The sequence below is a fragment of the Sphingobium soli genome, from assembly GCF_020782245.1.
GTDB lineage: Bacteria > Pseudomonadota > Alphaproteobacteria > Sphingomonadales > Sphingomonadaceae > Sphingobium > Sphingobium soli.
Map to the genome: position 1 here is coordinate 83,042 of NZ_JAJGNP010000015.1, position 17,450 is coordinate 100,491.

Below are 17,450 nucleotides of genomic sequence, written 5' to 3' on the forward strand. Positions count from 1 at the left end.
GGGCTCTGCTTTCACCACAAGCGGTCGCTTTCGTCCCAGATGTCGTGATCGAGAAGCGTCTTCGCGGCCTCGTCCCGCGCATGGTCGGGTCCGGCCTGCCGTAGATAGAGCGAAAGGTCGCGGATGATCTTGTCCGCAGGTTCGCCATCAAAGGCGCTGCGCGTGCCAAGGATGCGCGCTGCGGCCTCCATCGCGATGAAACCCGCATTTTCGACGACCCCCCGCGTCAGCCGCGCGACGGCAACGGCATCTGCATCCCCCGACGCGAAGCGCTGCGCTGCTTCTTCCACCCAGAAGCCGGCGGTTCGCATTGCTACCACGGCATCGGCAAATCGTGCCCGCTGCAATGGATCTTCGCGGGCGCTATTGCGCATGGCCGTGCGGATTTCAGAGACAAGCGCCTCGATGCCACCAAGCTGCGACGCGCAGAAGCGCCAAGCACCAGCGGTAAAGCGGGGATCCCGGTCATAGTCGCCCGGCTTACCCAGCAGCATGAGCGGCTCGACGACCATGTCGTCGAGCAAATAGCGACCGCTCACGCTCGCGCGCATCCCGCGAACACGCCAACCCGACAGGTTCGTCCGCGCCTTTTCGTTGGCCGGGACGATGACCAGGCGCCGCGCGGTGTCCTCGCAGGCGGCTGTGACGAGGGTATAATCGAGACCGCCGGCTCCGCTTGCGAACATCTTCTCGCCGATCAGCGACAGGGTCGCTTCGCCAGCGAGCCGGACACCGGGCGCTGGCTCTGTCGCCCATACACCGAACCACGCACCGCGATCCAGCACCTGTGTCAGCCACTCAAGCTGGTCAGGTGATCCGTACCAGTCGAACAGCGACATCGCGTTGACATGGCCCTCATACAAGCGACCGATACTCAAGTCGCCGCGCCCGACCTGGCGCAAGGCCTTTGCCATCGCGCGTGCGCGGGCCGCCTCGTTTTCAAAGATATCGCCTCCACATAGTTGCGGTGCGAACCGACGATGATGGCCGCTCTGGATGAGCGCTGTCAGGCTATCACTGGGAAAATGGGGTGCGGCGTCATAGCGCGCACCTAGCGTTGCAAGGCAATCAACGATGTTGGTCGGGTCAATGGCCTGGTCCTGAGGGTCGGGGATCACACGATATGACTCCTGTTTGTAACGGCCGGGACACCTAGGGCATCAAGCCACCGTGAGACCCGTTCCGGTCCACTTTCCCCATTCAGGCAAGTGGGCCATTGCTGGTTTTGCGCGATCGCCTGACCGATTAGGCGCAGCCATTCCTCAGGCTGGGGCCAATCGTGACGCACGATTGCTCCCCCCACTGCCGCCAGCCTGTTGGCCTTCGATGCCTGCTCGGCGAACGGACGGGGTTCGGGCATGCAAATGAATGGGCGCCGCGCAGCCAGGACTGCGCTGACAACGCCATCGCCTGCAGCGCCGATGACGACCCCGGCAGCAGCAATCTGTGCGTCCGCATCATCGACCCACCCCCGCAATTGTAGATTCGCCGGCATGACGGAAGGCACGGTGCAGGGACCGATGATGCGCCATTGCCATGCGGGCGCTGCGCGAGCTGCGACCGCCCAGTGCTCTCCATTGGATAGGCCACCCCCGCTTCCCAGAACGACCAGAACAACGCCATCATTCACAGTGGCATCTTGGCTCCCAGATCTGACGATGCCGGGTGCGTAGAAGGTCTTCTCGCGCACCCAGCCTGGGATTTCCTCATCGTCGAGCGCTTCGTGGAAAGGGGCGAGCAGAGCGGTAGCTCCGCGAAAGGCGTCCAGATGAGCAGCGTCCAGCCGACTCCCGCTCAACCGGACATAGACGGTTGGCACCGATGAAAGTCGCGCCAACATTGCCACCTCAACCGAGACATCCACCACCATCAGGCGTGGTCGCGCCTCGGCGATCCAGCCTGTCATTTGCGCAGTTCGCTGGCGGAGGCCCTGATGATCCAGCGGCGCATAGTGCAGGGATGAGGGACGGTCCACATGATCGATGCCGGCGAAGCTGTCGTCGAGACGGTCGTCAGGAAGATCAAGGAAGGCGAGGTTTCCGGTTCTGCCAGCAAGCCCGCTCCCCATGAGCATGACATTGTCCAGCAACTGACCGATCGCGATCGCGCGCTGGCGATGACCGTCGCCGTGATGATGCACATAATATCCGATCGGGCGGCTCATGAGACGGCCGCCATTTCAGCTTCCGCCACTTTTGGAAGCGGCATGTCGCAGGGCATGGGGGGGAGGACGCGCTCTGCTTCTATACAAGCCGCGACGCCCATCCTAGCCCTCGTCCGAAGCCGCCAGCGTGCGCGCTCCTCCCAATGGGAGAAAGCAGGGACTAAAGGAATATCACCGCTTGCGGCGCACTCGATCCATCTTCGCATGTCGGCCGCCATGCCGCCATTGGCACGTCCTGTTGTCCGTGAAGATGCCCGGGTCCACACCGCATTCGGATGAACGAGCTTGCCCCCCGCCTTGATCGCCGCGTCGACCAGGGCACGGTCCTCGCCAGCCGGCAAGAGCGGAACGCCGCCCGCGCGGCGGTAAAGGTCGACGGACAGCCCGATGCTCGCCCCTGTGTGATCGCCGTGCCGCGGCGGCATATCCCACGCGACCGGATCGATCCTATCCTCGATCGCTCGCACGGCCTGCCAATAGGCATCGAACCGGCGGCGCAACATGAAGATCGCCGGACCCTCGTCCGCTTCCAACTCGTCCAGTTCAATGCGACCGCCAATGATCCGCTCAGGGGAAAAATGCGCCAGATTGGCCTCGATCCAGTCGGCGGGCGGTCGGCAATCCGCATCCGTGGAAAGCAGTAGGCCGTCAGCGGTAAGAAGATCAGCGCCCATGTCCATCGCCGCCCGGCGGGCAGAACCGGCGTGGGCAAGTTCGGGTTCGAATACGCGCTGAAGGATGTGAAGCGCAAACCCCGCATTGGAGCGAAGCGTGGCCTCAACTGCTTTTTCATGCGTGACATCACTACTGTTGTTGACACATATCGCGACAGCAAAGCTCCGAACGGTTTGCTGTGCCAGGGCTTCGATCAGGCGACCGATACGCTCCGCCTCGTTACGAGCCGGTATGCAGACGCAGACTGGCGGCCTCATGCGACGCTGGCGACAAGCGGCGCATTTTGCGGCTCGCAGGCCAAAACCGAAGCAAGCGCGAGCTGGCGGTACACGGCTTCATATTCATCGACCATGCGTTGCGCGTCGCAATATCGTTCTGCATGAGCCCTGCAGGCACTGCGGCTCAGAATGGAAGCAGCCAGTGCCGCCGATGCCAACGATGCAACATCGTCTGGCTGCGCTAGAACGCCGCAATCTTCATTCAACAGCGCAGGCACCCCGCCGCGCCGGAACGCGGCGACAGGCGTGCCGCAAGCCAGCGCCTCAGCGATGACCAGGCCATAGGGCTCTTCCCATCGCGGGGTGCAAAGCGCGGCGATGGCTCCTCCCACCAGGCAGGCGAGTTCGCGGTGGGACAGATGCCCGACATACTCGACGTTCGCCCCAAGCCGCGGTGCGATCGCCTCATCGAAATAATGCTGGTTCGAAACGGGGCCGGCGATACGCAGCGGCAATCCTGCAAGACGTGCCGCATCGATCGCGTAGTCCAGGCCCTTTTCGGGAACGATCCGGCCATACCAGACCAGATACGGCGTTGCGCTCGCGACAGGCTGATACGGGAAGTGTGTGAGATCGATGCCGTTCGGAATAACATGATCGGTTCTCGCCACGTGGCTCCACATGTCGGCGGTCGCCTGCGAGACGGCGACATAGGTCATTGGCCCGCGGTTGAGCCGGACGCCGCTTTCCAACCAGCAAAAGGGCGGGGTGTGAAGCGTGGTTAGAACGGGTGTGGCAAGCGTCTCGGCCATGCTGATGGGGAGATAGTGTAGCGAATTGTTGTGGATCACATCAAACGATCGCGACCGCAATTCGGTCATCAGCTTGAGATATGCATGGTGCTCGCGGAAGAAGGCGACATCGTTAGCTTCGGCAATGCCGGTTTCGAAAAGCGAGGTCTCATCACAGATCGCTTCCACCCCCAGCGCGGGATCGGAGCGCGTCGAAGCAAAGAGCGTGATGTCGTGTCCCCGTTCGCGCAATGACCGTGCGAGCATGTGCGTGTGCATCTCCAGTCCGCCTGCAAACGGCTCACTGATGGGAAACTTCAGATGGGCTATGATGGCGATGCGCATTCAACAGGCTCCCGGCGACGATGCATATGTTTTTCAACCGCCAAGCCCTGAACGCTTGTGTGAAGGTTTATTTCCCGGATTTGACGGGGTTTTTCTGCAGCGAGTGCAGCTTAACTTATATCAGTATAGTGATTTCGGCCGCACGCTACCAATCGACGAAACGCAGATCACACCGCAGGAGCATTTCACATACGGATGATTATAGTGGGATGAAATTTTTGACTATATGAACATTATAGTCCGCCCACCGATATGATTAAATGTCCTGCTCTTTTTTCGAATAGCATTTTCCCTTTCTGACCTACCGCTGGGCGATCACGGATAGCCTTCCGACGTTAATTTTAATGTGCCGTCTTTTTCCAGCCTGATGCGTTGCTGGTGAACCATATCACGATCAATGCGCAAGGGACCGACATGGCCAGTGAAAACGAAATCGAAAACAGCACGGGAAATGGCGGGGAAACGCATCAGCAGGCGAGGGATGATAATGTCCTGACGACCAACCAGGGCATTCGGATTTCCGACAACCAGAACCAACTCAAGGCAGGCGCGCGCGCGCGCGCGCGGCCTAGTCTTGCTGGAGGATTTCGTTCTCCGTGAGAAGATTTTCCATTTCGACCATGAACGCATCCCTGAACGCATCGTCCATGCCCGTGGCTCGACTGCCCATGGCTATTTCGAGGCGACCGACGACATTTCCGACATCTGCAAGGCTGTGGTCTTTACCAAAGGTACCAAGACTCCGGTCTTTACGCGCTTTTCGACGGTCGCAGGCGGTGCTGCCTCAGTCGATACCCCGCGCGACGTGCAAGGCTTTGCGGTCAAATTCTACACCACCCAAGGCAATTGGGATCTGGTCGGCAACAATACCCCGGTGTTCTTTATTCAAGACGCGATCAAGTTTCCCGATCTGATCCATGCCGCCAAGATGGAAGCCCAGACCGGCTATCCCCAGGCGGCGACGGCCCCATGACACCTTCTGGGGCTTCATCAGCGTGATGCCCGAATCCACCCACATGATCATGTGGGCGATGAGCGATCGTACTCTGCCGGCCTCGTTTGCCACTATGGAAGGCTTTGGCATCCATACGTTCCAGATGGAAAACGAAGCGGGGGACGTGACCTTCGTAAAATTCCACTGGAAGCCCAAGGCCGGCCTCCAGTCGACGATCTGGGACGAGACGGTGACGATTGCCGGCGCCGATCCCGATCATCAGCGCCGTGATCTGTTCGAGCGGATCGACCGAGGCGACTTCCCGGAATGGGAGCTGGGCATCCAGGCTTTCGACAAGGCGCTTGCCGACAGCCTCGATTTCGACGTGCTCGATTCTACCAAGATCATCCCGGAAGAAATGCTGCCGGTGCGTATAATCGGCCGCATGGTCCTCGATCGCTATCCCGACAATTTTTTCGCGGAGAGCGAGCAGGTTGCCTATTGCCCAGGCAACATCGTCCCCGGCATCGGCTTTACCAACGATCCGCTGCTGCAAGGTCGACTGTTTTCTTACCTCGACACGCAGAAGTCGCGGCTGGGCACCGCCAATTTTCACCAGCTTCCGGTCAATGCGCCCAAATGCCCAGTGATGAACTTCCAGCGCGACGGCCAATTTCAGATGGCGGTGCCGAAGGGGCGGACGAACTACGAGCCCAACGGCCTGTCTGAAGGTGGCGAAACGTGATCCGGGGATGAGCCCGGGCCGCGCGAGTGCCCCGTTACCGGCTATCGCAGCATCGCCTCCGCAACGGGACCGGACGAGGAAGATGGCAAGCTTCGGATCCGTGCCGAGAGCTTTGCCGATCATTATAGCCAGGCGCGACTATTCTTCCGTTCCCTCGCCGAGCCGGAGCAGGCGCATCTGGCCTCGGCCCTGGTCTTCGAACTCAGCAAGGTCAGCTTGGCCCATGTTCGCACGCGAATGATGGTCAACCTCGTAAATGTTGACCCCGCGCTCGCCAAGCGCGTTGCGGACGGGCTCGACATGGAAGTGCCCGAAGCTTCACCATCGGCAGCCCCGGTCAAGGACATGAAGCCTTCCCCGGCACTGCGCATAATCGAGGGTCCGAGGGCACCAAAGTCGATTGAGGGGCGCACTATCGCCATTCTCATTGCCGACGGCTCGGATGCGGGGGGCCGTCCAGTGATCGTCGCTCCCAAAATTGGTGGCGCAAAGATGTCTGATGGTTCGGTAATGGAAGCGGATTTCCAGCTCGCTGGCGGTCCTTCTGTACTTTTCGATGCCGTTGCCGTCGCCCTGTCGGAAGAGGGATGCACGCAGCTTCTCAGGAAGCGGCTGCCGTTCAGTTCGTTATCGATGCTTTCGGGCATCTCAAGGCGATCGGCCATACAGCAGAGGCGCAGCCGTTGCTCGACAAGGCCGGCGTCGAACCTGACGAAGGCGTCACCGACCTTGGTGCGACCTTCATCAAGGTTGCCGCGACCCGCATTTGGGCGCGCGAACCAAAGGTCCGCATGCTGGCGTAGGCGTCGATCGGGAACACGGCACCCCAGCATGCGTTTTAAAGATATCTGTTTGAAGGAGAGTATCATGAGCATCGAAGGCAAAGCCAAGGAAGCTGCCGGTTTCGTCAAGGAAGAGCTGAACGAACACGGCGACACGCCCGAAGCGAAGAAAAAGGTTCAAGAAGGCCGCGATCTGCGCAACGAAGGTCGGGTCGAAGACGGCAAGGCGCCCAAGACTACTGAGCCGGGCACCGGCGCCAAGGAATAAGGCTCTACCAAGCTTCAGGACGCCGCCCCCCACAGGGCGGCGTTTTTATATTCATGATCGTTGATTAGATTGTCAGGGCGTCATCCAGCCCATCCGCATTTCAGGCTATTTCTGGGGCTTCCTCTACTGACGCAGCACGGTGGAAGTTCCCGACCGGCGACCTTCGCCGCCGAGCCCTTTGACGGAGATGACCTTTCAAAAATTCGCGGTTTCACGCTGGCGGGACGACAGGTTTGGGCCAAGCCGTCGCCGAACGCGTTACCGGCAACTGGCGCATTTTGGTCGTCACCTGCCGGAAAAGCAGACCGTCAGCACCTGGGAAACTAAAAATGGATGCTGGGCGTCTGTAAAGGGTCGATCCCACCCGGGGCCAATGCCGAGTCGTGGGACTTGACGGTCGTTCCGGAGCGCGACGGTGAATGACGGGTTCCGCCGAAACCCGTCATTATTGGACCCGCGACCCGAGGTCATGACGCTTTCGATCAGCGCTTTGCCTGCGCCATCAAGCCGCGAGATTGCATCCACCAGATCAGTTCATCGAACCAGTAGTCGCTGGTGGTGCCCTTCGGCTTCAGATCGAATCCATGCCGACCGCGCTCATAGATATGAAGCTCGGCCGACGTTCCTGCCTTCCGCCAGGCGTTATAGAGTTGGACAGGATCGTTCGGCGTGAACTCGTCGTCCGCGGCTCCGGCAATGAAGGCCGGCGACGCATCGGCGGGAACCGGCGTGCGAAGCCCGCCATAGATCAGGCCGACAAAATCGGGCCGTGATGCCTTGTCCCCGATGGCCAGATCGGCGGCGAGGAAAGCGCCTGAGGAGAAACCGAGAAAGCCGATGCGCTTGGGGTCGACGTCCCATTCAGTGGCACGTTTCCGCACGATCGCCATCGCACGCGCGCCATCCTCGACCGCATGCTTCTCACCGGCGAACTGTGGCACTTCCACCGGACGACCGCTCTTTGCCCGCGCCATGATGCCCTCCATCTCCTTCATGTGGATTTCAGGCATGTGCATCGCGTTATCGGGACTTTTGATCGTGCGGTATTTGAGCACGAACGCAGTGACACCGCGCTGCGCGAACTGACGGGCTACCGCCCTCCCGCCGGCCTCATATCCGAGGCCAACGAAACCGCCGCCTGGTGCTATGATGATCGCCGTGCCGTTGGCGCTTCCGGCGTCGGGACGGAACAACTCCAGCGTGGGTTCGCTGACGTTGAAGATCATCGTCTCGCCGGATTCGAGCGTGTCCCGAGTTTCCGGGACACCGAGCGAAACAACTGCCCCCTTGGGATAGAGTGGGATGTTCTCCCCACCTGCGGTTGTCTGCGCCATGGCGGTCGTTGCGGTGAGCAGCGCGGCTGCCATCACGAGCCTCGCCACGCTTCCCAGATTCTTCATGATGGTCTCCATGGTCAGATGCGTGCTTTGAGCGTGACGAACGCTGAGCGTGGCTGATTAGGCGAGACGACCGGATAGCCCATATAGCTGTGCGGATCCCAGGCCTTCCGTCCACCGAGATTGACGACGGATACGCCGAGGGAAATCCGGCCGAGGTCATAGGAGGTCTGCACATCGATCACGGCGTATCCGGGAACCGCGATGCTGTTGGGCAGCGTCAGTTCACGCGAGGCGAAGGCGGTGATCCCAGCCCCGAACGACAGACCCTTTGCAGGACCATTCAACACCCGATAACGCGCCGCTACCCGCCCGCTGTCCTTGGGCACGCGGGCAAGCGTGTCACCGGGGGCAACGCCATCGTCACGGGTGTTGGTATAGGCATAGTTTGCCAGCAGGGAGAACGCCGGGGTCGGCTCCCAGACCAGATCGACTTCCAGGCCGCTGGCGCGCTGCCGACCGCTCTGGACATAGAAGCCCACATTGGCCGGATCGGCCGTGACGACATTGTCATGGGTCTGCCGGAAGGCCGCAATCGTACCCGAGAGGCCCACCTTCGGCAAAGCCAGCTTTACGCCGCCCTCGATATTGCTGGAGGTCTCAGGCTTTGCCGCCTGTGTACCGATGAACCCAAACGGCGCGCGGAACGCCGTCGCATATCCCGCGAACAGCGCAATGCCGGGCACCACGTCGAAGGTCGCGCCGATCCGGGGCGAGACATGGGTATAGGTCTTGTCGTTGGCCACGCCGATATTGCTGTTCTCGATGAACTTCAGCGAGGTGACGCGCAGGCCGCCGGTCAGATGGAGCCTGCCATAGGTTGCCTGATCCTGCGCATACACGGCGAATGTTTCGAAGCGGTCGTCCGTGTAACTGTTGACCGGCGTCTGGGGTGTGTAGCGCAGGTCATAAGCTGGATTGGAGAGATTGATCGTGCCCGAAGGGCTGTCGCTGACGAACAGGCCCATGGCGCTGTAGAAGCTGGTCCAGTCATAGTTAGCGCCGACGAGCAACGTGTGTGCGCCGCCAAGCATCTCCGCTTTCACAGCGAGGTTGGCATCGATGGTCGCCTCCTTCGTCCCATTGACCATCGTGATCGGGAAGACATCATAGTTTGGCGCTACGGTGCCGGTCCCGGCCAGGCCGGGATACACGAAGCTCCCGCTCTCATCGACGTCGCTGTCATAATCGCGGCCAGTGACGGTCAGTTTGACGCGATCCGAAAAGGCATGGCGCAGCGTCGCCGTGCCCATGTTGTTATCGTTTCTCGTGCGGGGCTGGCCGATCGGCGATCCGGGGAAGGCATCGCGATCAAGCGTGCCGGCCAGCGCCGCATCGGCAGGCAGGCCTGAATATTCTAGCTGTCGGCGGCGGTTGAACTGGCCCTGGACGAGAAGGTCGGTATCCGCGTCGATCTGGAAGGAGAGGCTTGGCTGGATGGACCAGCGCTTGCCACCGACCTTGTCGATCCAGCTTTTGTTGCTTTGATACTCACCGGCCACCCGTGCAGAAATGCCGGAGGTCAACGCCACGTTGATGTCGCCATAGGGATTCCAGGTCGAGAAGCTGCCAGCGCGCATCGCCACATATCCGCCCGTCTTGTCGGACGGCCGCTCGGTCACGACATTGATAATACCGCCGAGCGGGGTGCCCAGACCGCCGCCATAAAGCGTGGCGCTTGGTCCCTTGAGCACCTCGATCCGCTCGACACCGATCAGGCTGCTAGGGTCATAGGCTTGCTGGTTGCCCGCGAAAATCGGCAGGCCATCGAGATAGACCTCCCCTGGGAAGCCTCTCAGGATCGGCGGGATGAAGAGGTTCTCTTCCGATCGCGTGGGCGTCACGCCGGAGACATTGACCAGCGCGTCGCCCAGCGTCCGACGATCCTGCTCCTGCACGAGCGAGCGGGTGACGACCTGAACCGACTGTGGCACTTCGATCAGCGGCGTGTCAGTGCGCGTTGCGGTGCTGGAAGTGGGGACCGCATAGCCTTCGCGCTCGCCGGTAACGACGATGTCCCTCGTCCAGCTTGGCGTATCCTCCGTCTGCGCGGCTGCTGGTGAGGTGAAAGCCAGGGTTGCAGCCAGGGCGATGATCGATGTTTTCATGGGAGATACTTTCCGATTCGATGGTGGCCGGGTGGCTTAGAAGCGCTTGCTGAAGGAGAGCTCGACGCTGCGCGGCGCGCCGACGAAGACGAGGCCGGAGGCGTACCCGGACCAGTCAGCGTAGAATTTATCGGTGAGGTTGCGGCCGCGCAGCGTGAGCGTCCCGATGGACGCATTCCACGAGATGGCCGCGTCGAAGGTGGTGAAGGCGGTGACCTTAATGACGTTCGCGGTCTCGGTGTAGAAATCGCCATTATGGCGCATGCTGCCGACCACGGTGATCGGCAGTGCCCTGGGCGACCATGTCACGACGACGTCGGCGAGACGTTCGGGGACATTCTGTGGGCGGTTTCCCGCGCGGTCGACGCCGCCGGCCTCGATCAGCTCCAGATATTGGGCGTCGAGGAGCGTCCCGCTGGCCGCGACGCTGAGTTCCGGCGTGACCGGCAGGTTCAGCGACAGCTCGAACCCACGTGAGCGCTGGGCGCCGCCCTGGAACACAACCGCCGGGCTTGTCGGATCGCGGGTCAGGATGTCGTCCTGACGGATGTAGAAGGCCGAGGCAGTCAGTTCGACGCCCGTGCCGGTGAGAGAGGTCTTCACCCCGCCCTCGTAACTATGGCCGGTCGTCATCTTGAACGCGGCATTCGTCGCGCTCAGGAACAGGAGGCCGCTGAGAGGCGAGACGGCATAAGTGTATTGTGCGAACAGCTGGGTCCGGGGTGTGACGCTATAGACGGTGCCGGCACGCCAGGAGATCGGATGATAGGTTTGGCCGTAAGTCTGGACCGCGCCGCTGGTCGCGTTGAGGACGTGCCGGTCGAGCTTCACGTCGTCATATCGGAAGCCGCCGACCACCAGCCACTCGTCCGTCAGGTTGAGGGCATCCTCCGCGAAGATCGCGAAGGCATCGACCTTGGCATTGATGTCCTGCCGCGTCCCGAAATTGGCGGGTGTGTCAGCAGGGAAGGTGCCGCGGACCGGATTGAACGGATCGACCGACGTGCCGGTGCCGAAGCGGCGTACCGTGAAGAAGTCGGTTTCACCATATTCCGCGCCAAGCGTGAAGCGGTTGCGTAAGCCCGCGATCCGACCGTCGAAAGCCAGATGCAGGCGCTGGTTCCAATATTGATGGTCGTGGCTGATGTAGGTGGCGCCGCGATCGATCAGGCCGGTGCTGGCGTTGAACGTATATTCGTCGGCATCCTTATAGTCGCGGAAACTGTCATAATAGCTCATGTCGCTGACGATCTTCAGGTTGTCGGTCAGCGCATATTCGGCGCGGGCGCGCAGCCACGTCGTGTTCGAGCCGTCCTTGCCGTCCGTGTAATCGTAATTGGTCTTGCGTATCGCCTTGTCGAGCACGAGGCCGGAACTGCCGGAGACCGCCGATGACGGATCGCGGGCCAGCGCCCGTGAGATTGCCGGCGTGCCGTAATAGGCGGTCTTGAACCGGTCCTCGAAATGGTCGACCGATACCACCAGCGAGAAACGATCGCTGGGCTTGAAGAGCAGCGATCCGGTCGCTGCGAAGGTGCGGCTGTCGGTATCGTCGACCCAGCCCGACGAGCGCGCGGAGGACACATCGCCGCGAACGGCCACGGTCTCTCCCAGCGGCAGATTCACGTCCGCGGCCAGGCGGGCGGTGTCGAAGCTGCCATAGCTGGCCAGCATCTCGCCGCTCACGCCGTCGAGTTTGGGACGGCGAGGCACGAAGTTGATCGCGCCGGCCAGCGCGCCTTCACCCGACGTCACCGACGCCGGCCCCTTGATGACCTCAATCCGCTCGAAGGACCAGGCGTCCCAGTTGCGCACGCCAACGTCGGAATTGGCCATGCGAACGCCGTCGTACAGATAGTTCACCGCGCGATGGAAGCCGCGCATCGAGACCGATCCGATCGATCCCGGCAGGTTGCCAGAGACGACACCGGGCGCGGCATTCATCGCCTCGATCGCGGTTCGGACGCCCTGCAGCTTGAAGTCCTGCTGGGTGACGATGTCGACCACAGCCGGGGTCTCGCGAATGGTGAGGCCAAGGCGGCCGGAGACTTCCGTTTCCTTTTCCAGCTGCTGGCCCGTGACGATGATCGTGTCGCGTTCTGGCCGGTCAGCGGCATCGTCTGGCGTCTGCGCCAGCGCGGGAGAGGACGCCAGGCAAGCGGCTATAGCGATGAATGATGCTTTCATGAGAATCTCCCTGTTTTGTTGGATTGGGCGCGCGCTGCGAGGCGCCGGCGCCAATGAAGGAACCCGGTCACGAAGAGACCGAGCGGAACGAAGCCGAGGATGACGGCAAGGATGCGGGTCGAGAGGCCCGCGATCGATCCATCGTGAAGAACGCGGATCCATTTGGCGGTCGTGGTCGAGGCGTTGCCGCGCCGGACATCGTGGACGGCGAGCACTGCGCCAGAATACTGGTCGATGAAGATGAAGCTGCTCGGAAAGCGCCGGTGGGGATCGCCGGGAAGCTGCACGCGCATCCGGAACGGCTCCGATCCCGCGCCGGGCACGTCGATGGAGGCCAGGCGTGCATCCGGCATGGCGCGGTGCGCGGCGGCCAATGCCCGCGACACCGTAATCTGCTGGCCTTCAGATTCCCCCGACTGCGGATCGGGCACTTTGTCCGGCGCGACTATGACGGCCGTTAGCAACTGGGCCTTGATCGTAGGCAGCGCCAGCAACGCGCCGGTGCCTACCAGGATGAACAGCAGCGCCATGCTCCACACGCCGGTCAGCTTGTGGAGATCGCGCAGGCGACGGAGCGCGACGGCATTGCGCTTGAACGCGAATGCCTTGCGCCAACTGCCGCGCGGCCACCAGACGACGATCCCGCTGACCAGCAGCGCCAGCATGGCAAAGCCCGACCAGCCAACGATCTGGCTGCCGACCTCTCCCGCGAGAAGGTGCATGTGCAGTTCGTAGAGCCAGCTCATCAGATAGCCGCCCCATGGCTCCGCGCGCAGGATCTGCGTGCCGTCAGCCGAGAACCACACCATCTCGCGGTCACCATGATGGCTGTGATGATCGGAAGGATAGTAGCGCGCCGGGATAGCACCCGGCTCACCGGTCGCTTCGAATGACCAGCTGCCATGCGGATTATCCCAGCGCGATCGGGCCGTCGCGAGCGCGCGATCCCAGACCGGCGAAGACCAGTCAGGTCCATTGCCCGCTACGGTCTGCTCGATCGCAGGATGCAGCGCCTTGTCGATCTCGATGTAGAAGACAAGCGAAGATCCTGTCGCGCCCAGCAGCGCGAACAGGCCACCGAGCCCAAGGCCCAGCCACAGATGGAGCTGGCGCAGGAGAATGCGACTTCGCGCGGTCATGCGAAGTGGCGAACCCGGCGAAACCAGGCAGCGATAATCATGATGGTGATCCTCGGCAGGCCTGACCACCGCACACACGCGCACAGCCAGGCCAATCTGAAGCAGGGTGCATGACAGCACAGGAGCCAGATGCGCGGCGCGCACCTGTCCCCTCAGCCGCTCACGCGACGACTACCGATCAGATTGCCGGAGGCCCCCTCAGGGGAGGACGTAGATAAGGCGGTGCTGTCGAGATTCGCAACACCTGCGGGCGCGTGCCGAGCGTCAGCACGAACAGGATGGCCCCTGCCAGCAGGATCGGATCCGCCGCAGCGAGCGAGGGTGCCGACAAGCCTGAGAAGGCGCAGGGCTGTTCGGCCTTGCCCTGATGGCCGTCCCCTTCGGACTTCCCGTGCTCCAGACCGGGGATGGTCATGACCATCGTCATCGGCCCGGTGCCCGAGCAGATGCTGACCACGATCTGGCCGTTCGAGACCGTCGGCATGAACCCGGCCGGCATGACGATTTTCATCATCAACGCGAATGCAACCACCGCGCAGGCAAAGGGCCTATTGGCAAAGACAAGGTTACGCAGTCGATGCACGGGTTGTGCTCTTAGTCACCGACCGTGCTTCTGTCATGTGCGAATGACAGTGAGACGAATTGTCCATTTGAAAGAATAGCCGCTTTCACCGGATCCTATCAGTTATTGCTTGGAGATAGCGATGGCGGAAAGGTCTGTTTTCGGATCGACGGGCGCGCCCCTCTGCTTGCGTTCCGAATAGCGATCGACCAGTTGCTGCGCGTGCGGGCGCATCAGCACGGTGAAGCGTACCAGTTCCTCCATCACGTCTACGATCCGGTCATAATAGCTCGACGGCTTCATGCGGCCCGCTTCATCGAACTCCTTGTACGCCATTGCCACGGATGACTGGTTGGGGATCGTGAACATCCGCATCCAGCGGCCGAGCAGGCGCAACGTATTGACCGCGTTGAACGACTGCGATCCTCCCGACACTTGCATGACCGCAAGCGTGCGCCCCTGCGTCGGCCGCATCCCTTTCATCTCCAGTGGCAGATGATCGATCTGCGCTTTCATGATGCTGGTGATCTGCCCGTGCCGTTCCGGGCTGCACCACACCTGTCCCTCCGACCATAGTGAAAGCGCGCGCAATTCATGGACGGCAGGATGATCGTCTCCCGCTACCTGATCGGGCAGCGGCAGCGTCGAGGGATCGAATATCCGGGTGTCCGCGCCGAACAGACGCAGAAGGCGGGCGGCTTCCTCGACGGCAAGACGGGAGAAGGACCGCTCGCGCAGGCTGCCATAGAGCAGCAGAATCCGCGGCGCGGGGTTGAGTGCGCCCCGCTCCGATGCGGGCCACTGGTGGATGTAGGCGGGATCGAGCGCGGGCAGGCTGTCGGCGTCATGGAGATTACGAAGGGGCATTCAGGCCAATCCTATACGCAGGGCGAGCGCCGCAAGGGAGATGAGGAGGACAGGAACGGTAAGCGTGAAGCCAACCCGGAAATAATAGCCCCACCCGATCCCGATCCCTTTCTGGCCAAGAACGTGGAGCCACAGCAGGGTCGCAAGCGAGCCTATGGGCGTGAGCTTGGGTCCGAGGTCGCAGCCGATCACATTGGCGTAGATCATGGCGTCCTTCACCGCGCCCGTGGCGTGCGCGGCGTCGATCGACAGTGCCCCCACCAGTACGGTCGGCATGTTGTTCATGACCGACGACAGGGCCGCCGCGATCATGCCGGTTCCCAGCGCCGCGCCCCATACGCCGCCTTGGGCGATCTGATCGAGCAGTGCAGCGAGGTGGTCGGTCAACCCGGCATTTCGCAGGCCATAGACGACCAGATACATGCCGAGCGAAAAGATCACGATCTGCCAGGGCGCTTCGCGCACGACCCTGCGGGTCATGATGACATGCCCCCTGCCTGCAATCGCGAGCAGCAGGATGGCACCGGCAGCGGCGACGGCGCTGACAGGCACGCCCATCGGTTCAAGCAGGAAGAAACCGAGCAGCAGCAGCGCCAGCACGATCCATCCAGCGCGGAACGTCGCCGCATCGCGGATCGCCTCACGCGGCGCGCGCAGCGCCGCCACGTCATAGGTCGCGGGTATGTCGCGCCGGAAAAACAGCATCAGTACGCCCAGCGTCGCGGCGATCGCAGCGAGATCGACCGGAACCATGACGCTGGCATATTCGCCAAAGCCCAGACCGAAGAAATCGGCCGACACGATGTTGACGAGGTTCGAGACGACCAGTGGCAGGCTCGCCGTATCGGCAATGAACCCGGCGGCCATGACGAAGGCGAGCGTGGCCTTGTCGCCATATCCCAGCGCCCGCAACATGGCGATGACGATCGGCGTCAGGATCAGCGCCGCGCCGTCATTGGCAAAGAGGGCCGAAACGGTCGCGCCCAGCAGCACGACCAGCGCGAACAGGCGGCGACCATTGCCCTTGCCCCATCGGGCGACATGGAGCGCGGCCCATTGGAAAAATCCGGCTTCATCGAGCAACAGGCTGATGATGATGATTGCGACGAACGTAGCTGTCGCGTTCCAGACAATGCCCCACACCACTGGCACATCGGATAGCGAGACAACGCCCAGGAGCAGCGCCACCGCCGCTCCGCCCGATGCACTCCACCCAATGCCGAGGCCCTTTGGTTGCCAAATGACGAGCGTGATCGTGGCAACGAATATCAGGACTGCGAGCAGCATCAGGCGATGCGCTGGCCCGAGGCATCGACCACTTGCTCGCCATCCTCCTTCGCGAACGCGCCGAGCTGGCCAGTCGGCAGCAGATCAAGCACGGATTCGGAAGGACGGCACAGCTTCACGCCCAGCGGTGAGACGACCAACGGCCGGTTGATGAGGATCGGGTGCGCCATCATCGCATCGATCAATGCATCATCCGACAATGCGGTGTCGCCCAGGCCCAGTTCTGCATAGGGCGTTCCCTTCTCTCGCAGCAGGGCGCGCGCGCCGATCCCGGAGCGGTCGATCAAATCGACCAGCAGGGCGCGCGAAGGCGGGTTTTTCAGATATTCGATGACATGGGGTTCTATGCCCGCATTGCGGATCATCGCCAGAGTGTTGCGCGAAGTGCCGCATTCCGGGTTGTGATAGATGATGATGTCGGTTGCCACGATGAATCCTTCAGCAACAGGTGAGTTCGGAGACGAGCGGTTCGCAAAGTTCGGATCGGCCCTGACAGCAGTCTTTGGCCAGAAAGAGGATCAGCCCCTTCAGTGCGCTGATGTTGGCCCGCTGGATTTGCTGGCGACCGCGCTTTTCCGACAGGACGAGTCCGGCTTTCGCGAGCACAGCCAAATGGGTCGAGAATGTGCTTTGGGTCAGCCCTGACGCTTCGACCAGTTGTCCGGTGGAGAGGCCATGAGGTTCGTGGCGGACAAGAAGGCGAAAGGCATCAAGCCTGGTGGGATGCGCCAGCGCACCGAGAATTTCGAGGGAGACATCGGTTTCCATACATCGGAATTATCTGATAGAATTGGTGAGGTCAAGACGCATCGGAATTTTCCGATAAGTTACCGAACGTTGACATCCTAGGCCGAAGCGTTCTCGCGAAGGGCTGGTTTCGGCGAAGACTGCCATTGATGGCCGCGCTGTTGATTTCCACTGAGAAGTGACCCGGGTTTTCCATCGAGAAGTGACCCGTCTGCGGATTATGTTTCGGGTGTC

General features: G+C 61.7%; 18 protein-coding genes and 2 pseudogenes. 5 read left to right on the forward strand and 15 right to left on the reverse strand.

The genetic code is table 11. From position 1 onward, the window contains the following. Nucleotides 1-11: 11 nt before the first annotated feature. The 5 genes from LL253_RS15695 to LL253_RS15715 form a co-directional block, all read right to left on the reverse strand. Nucleotides 12-1,118 (reverse strand): acyl-CoA dehydrogenase family protein, encoded by a 1,107-nt coding sequence (locus tag LL253_RS15695; protein WP_228227758.1) that lies wholly within the window; start codon nt 1,116-1,118, stop codon nt 12-14. Then, nucleotides 1,115-2,164 (reverse strand): glycosyltransferase, encoded by a 1,050-nt coding sequence (locus LL253_RS15700; protein WP_228227759.1) that lies wholly within the window; start codon nt 2,162-2,164, stop codon nt 1,115-1,117. The genes LL253_RS15695 and LL253_RS15700 overlap by 4 nt, the downstream gene beginning before the upstream one ends. Continuing rightward, complete coding sequence (locus LL253_RS15705; protein ID WP_228227760.1) at nt 2,161-3,096, reverse strand: glycosyltransferase; 936 nt, start codon at nt 3,094-3,096, stop codon at nt 2,161-2,163. The genes LL253_RS15700 and LL253_RS15705 overlap by 4 nt, the downstream gene beginning before the upstream one ends. Next, nucleotides 3,093-4,193 carry a glycosyltransferase family 4 protein gene (locus tag LL253_RS15710; protein WP_228227761.1) on the reverse strand — a complete coding sequence of 367 codons (1,101 nt, stop codon included), beginning with the start codon at nt 4,191-4,193 and terminating at the stop codon, nt 3,093-3,095. The genes LL253_RS15705 and LL253_RS15710 overlap by 4 nt, the downstream gene beginning before the upstream one ends. A 315-nt stretch (nt 4,194-4,508) precedes the next feature. Beyond that, a complete protein-coding gene (locus LL253_RS15715; protein ID WP_228227776.1) occupies nt 4,509-4,730 on the reverse strand; it encodes a hypothetical protein in 222 nt (73 codons plus the stop codon). A 28-nt stretch (nt 4,731-4,758) separates the two neighbouring features. Here LL253_RS15715 and LL253_RS20015 point away from each other — a divergent pair. From LL253_RS20015 to LL253_RS15725, 5 genes and pseudogenes are all read left to right on the forward strand, one after another. Then, a pseudogene (locus LL253_RS20015) lies at nt 4,759-5,166 on the forward strand (catalase); the annotation flags it as partial. Nucleotides 5,167-5,191: 25 nt separating this feature from the next. Further along, nucleotides 5,192-5,872: a catalase gene (locus LL253_RS20020; RefSeq protein WP_407696118.1), complete on the forward strand. Its 681-nt coding sequence runs from the start codon at nt 5,192-5,194 to the stop codon at nt 5,870-5,872. A 96-nt stretch (nt 5,873-5,968) separates the two neighbouring features. Further along, nucleotides 5,969-6,109 (forward strand): annotated as a pseudogene (locus tag LL253_RS20025) (catalase-related domain-containing protein); the annotation flags it as partial. A 350-nt stretch (nt 6,110-6,459) separates the two neighbouring features. Continuing rightward, nucleotides 6,460-6,675: a type 1 glutamine amidotransferase family protein gene (locus LL253_RS20030; protein WP_407696119.1), complete on the forward strand. Its 216-nt coding sequence runs from the start codon at nt 6,460-6,462 to the stop codon at nt 6,673-6,675. Nucleotides 6,676-6,739: 64 nt separating this feature from the next. Continuing rightward, nucleotides 6,740-6,922 (forward strand): hypothetical protein, encoded by a 183-nt coding sequence (locus LL253_RS15725; protein ID WP_228227762.1) that lies wholly within the window; start codon nt 6,740-6,742, stop codon nt 6,920-6,922. A gap of 482 nt (nt 6,923-7,404) precedes the next feature. Here the strand turns inward: LL253_RS15725 and LL253_RS15730 are convergent, their stop codons facing one another. The 10 genes from LL253_RS15730 to LL253_RS15775 all read right to left on the reverse strand — a co-directional run. Next, on the reverse strand, nt 7,405-8,334 hold the full coding sequence (locus LL253_RS15730; RefSeq protein WP_228227763.1) for an alpha/beta hydrolase: 930 nt from the start codon (nt 8,332-8,334) through the stop codon (nt 7,405-7,407). Nucleotides 8,335-8,336: 2 nt separating this feature from the next. After that, nucleotides 8,337-10,427: a TonB-dependent siderophore receptor gene (locus LL253_RS15735; protein ID WP_228227764.1), complete on the reverse strand. Its 2,091-nt coding sequence runs from the start codon at nt 10,425-10,427 to the stop codon at nt 8,337-8,339. 36 nt (nt 10,428-10,463) lie between these two features. Beyond that, nucleotides 10,464-12,614: a TonB-dependent receptor gene (locus LL253_RS15740; protein WP_228227765.1), complete on the reverse strand. Its 2,151-nt coding sequence runs from the start codon at nt 12,612-12,614 to the stop codon at nt 10,464-10,466. Further along, complete coding sequence (locus LL253_RS15745; RefSeq protein ID WP_228227766.1) at nt 12,611-13,753, reverse strand: PepSY-associated TM helix domain-containing protein; 1,143 nt, start codon at nt 13,751-13,753, stop codon at nt 12,611-12,613. The genes LL253_RS15740 and LL253_RS15745 overlap by 4 nt, the downstream gene beginning before the upstream one ends. Before the next feature lie 178 nt (nt 13,754-13,931). Beyond that, nucleotides 13,932-14,336 carry a DUF2946 family protein gene (locus LL253_RS15750; protein WP_323133420.1) on the reverse strand — a complete coding sequence of 135 codons (405 nt, stop codon included), beginning with the start codon at nt 14,334-14,336 and terminating at the stop codon, nt 13,932-13,934. Between the two features lie 102 nt (nt 14,337-14,438). Then, nucleotides 14,439-15,182 carry an arsenical resistance protein ArsH gene (gene arsH, locus LL253_RS15755; RefSeq protein ID WP_228227767.1) on the reverse strand — a complete coding sequence of 248 codons (744 nt, stop codon included), beginning with the start codon at nt 15,180-15,182 and terminating at the stop codon, nt 14,439-14,441. After that, a complete protein-coding gene (locus LL253_RS15760) occupies nt 15,183-16,469 on the reverse strand; it encodes an arsenic transporter (RefSeq protein WP_228227768.1) in 1,287 nt (428 codons plus the stop codon). Beyond that, nucleotides 16,469-16,897 (reverse strand): arsenate reductase (glutaredoxin), encoded by a 429-nt coding sequence (gene arsC, locus LL253_RS15765; protein WP_228227769.1) that lies wholly within the window; start codon nt 16,895-16,897, stop codon nt 16,469-16,471. The genes LL253_RS15760 and arsC overlap by 1 nt, the downstream gene beginning before the upstream one ends. 10 nt (nt 16,898-16,907) lie before the next feature. Continuing rightward, nucleotides 16,908-17,237: an ArsR/SmtB family transcription factor gene (locus LL253_RS15770; RefSeq protein ID WP_228227770.1), complete on the reverse strand. Its 330-nt coding sequence runs from the start codon at nt 17,235-17,237 to the stop codon at nt 16,908-16,910. A 31-nt stretch (nt 17,238-17,268) separates the two neighbouring features. Then, the coding region (locus LL253_RS15775) for a hypothetical protein (protein ID WP_228227771.1) at nt 17,269-17,450 on the reverse strand (182 nt) is incomplete at its 5' end.

What these genes read in the sequence shown, in the direction of transcription:
- LL253_RS20020 (WP_407696118.1), top strand. Translation starts at nt 5,192, where the DNA reads ATGCCCGAATCCACCCACATGATCATGTGGGCGATGAGCGATCGTACT.
- arsH (WP_228227767.1), bottom strand. Translation starts at nt 15,182, where the DNA reads ATGCCCCTTCGTAATCTCCATGACGCCGACAGCCTGCCCGCGCTCGAT.
- LL253_RS15745 (WP_228227766.1), bottom strand. Translation starts at nt 13,753, where the DNA reads ATGACCGCGCGAAGTCGCATTCTCCTGCGCCAGCTCCATCTGTGGCTG.
- LL253_RS15730 (WP_228227763.1), bottom strand. Translation starts at nt 8,334, where the DNA reads ATGGAGACCATCATGAAGAATCTGGGAAGCGTGGCGAGGCTCGTGATG.
- LL253_RS15725 (WP_228227762.1), top strand. Translation starts at nt 6,740, where the DNA reads ATGAGCATCGAAGGCAAAGCCAAGGAAGCTGCCGGTTTCGTCAAGGAA.
- LL253_RS15700 (WP_228227759.1), bottom strand. Translation starts at nt 2,164, where the DNA reads ATGAGCCGCCCGATCGGATATTATGTGCATCATCACGGCGACGGTCAT.
- LL253_RS15740 (WP_228227765.1), bottom strand. Translation starts at nt 12,614, where the DNA reads ATGAAAGCATCATTCATCGCTATAGCCGCTTGCCTGGCGTCCTCTCCC.
- LL253_RS15760 (WP_228227768.1), bottom strand. Translation starts at nt 16,469, where the DNA reads ATGCTGCTCGCAGTCCTGATATTCGTTGCCACGATCACGCTCGTCATT.
- LL253_RS15705 (WP_228227760.1), bottom strand. Translation starts at nt 3,096, where the DNA reads ATGAGGCCGCCAGTCTGCGTCTGCATACCGGCTCGTAACGAGGCGGAG.
- LL253_RS15710 (WP_228227761.1), bottom strand. Translation starts at nt 4,193, where the DNA reads ATGCGCATCGCCATCATAGCCCATCTGAAGTTTCCCATCAGTGAGCCG.
- LL253_RS15735 (WP_228227764.1), bottom strand. Translation starts at nt 10,427, where the DNA reads ATGAAAACATCGATCATCGCCCTGGCTGCAACCCTGGCTTTCACCTCA.
- LL253_RS20030 (WP_407696119.1), top strand. Translation starts at nt 6,460, where the DNA reads ATGCACGCAGCTTCTCAGGAAGCGGCTGCCGTTCAGTTCGTTATCGAT.
- LL253_RS15770 (WP_228227770.1), bottom strand. Translation starts at nt 17,237, where the DNA reads ATGGAAACCGATGTCTCCCTCGAAATTCTCGGTGCGCTGGCGCATCCC.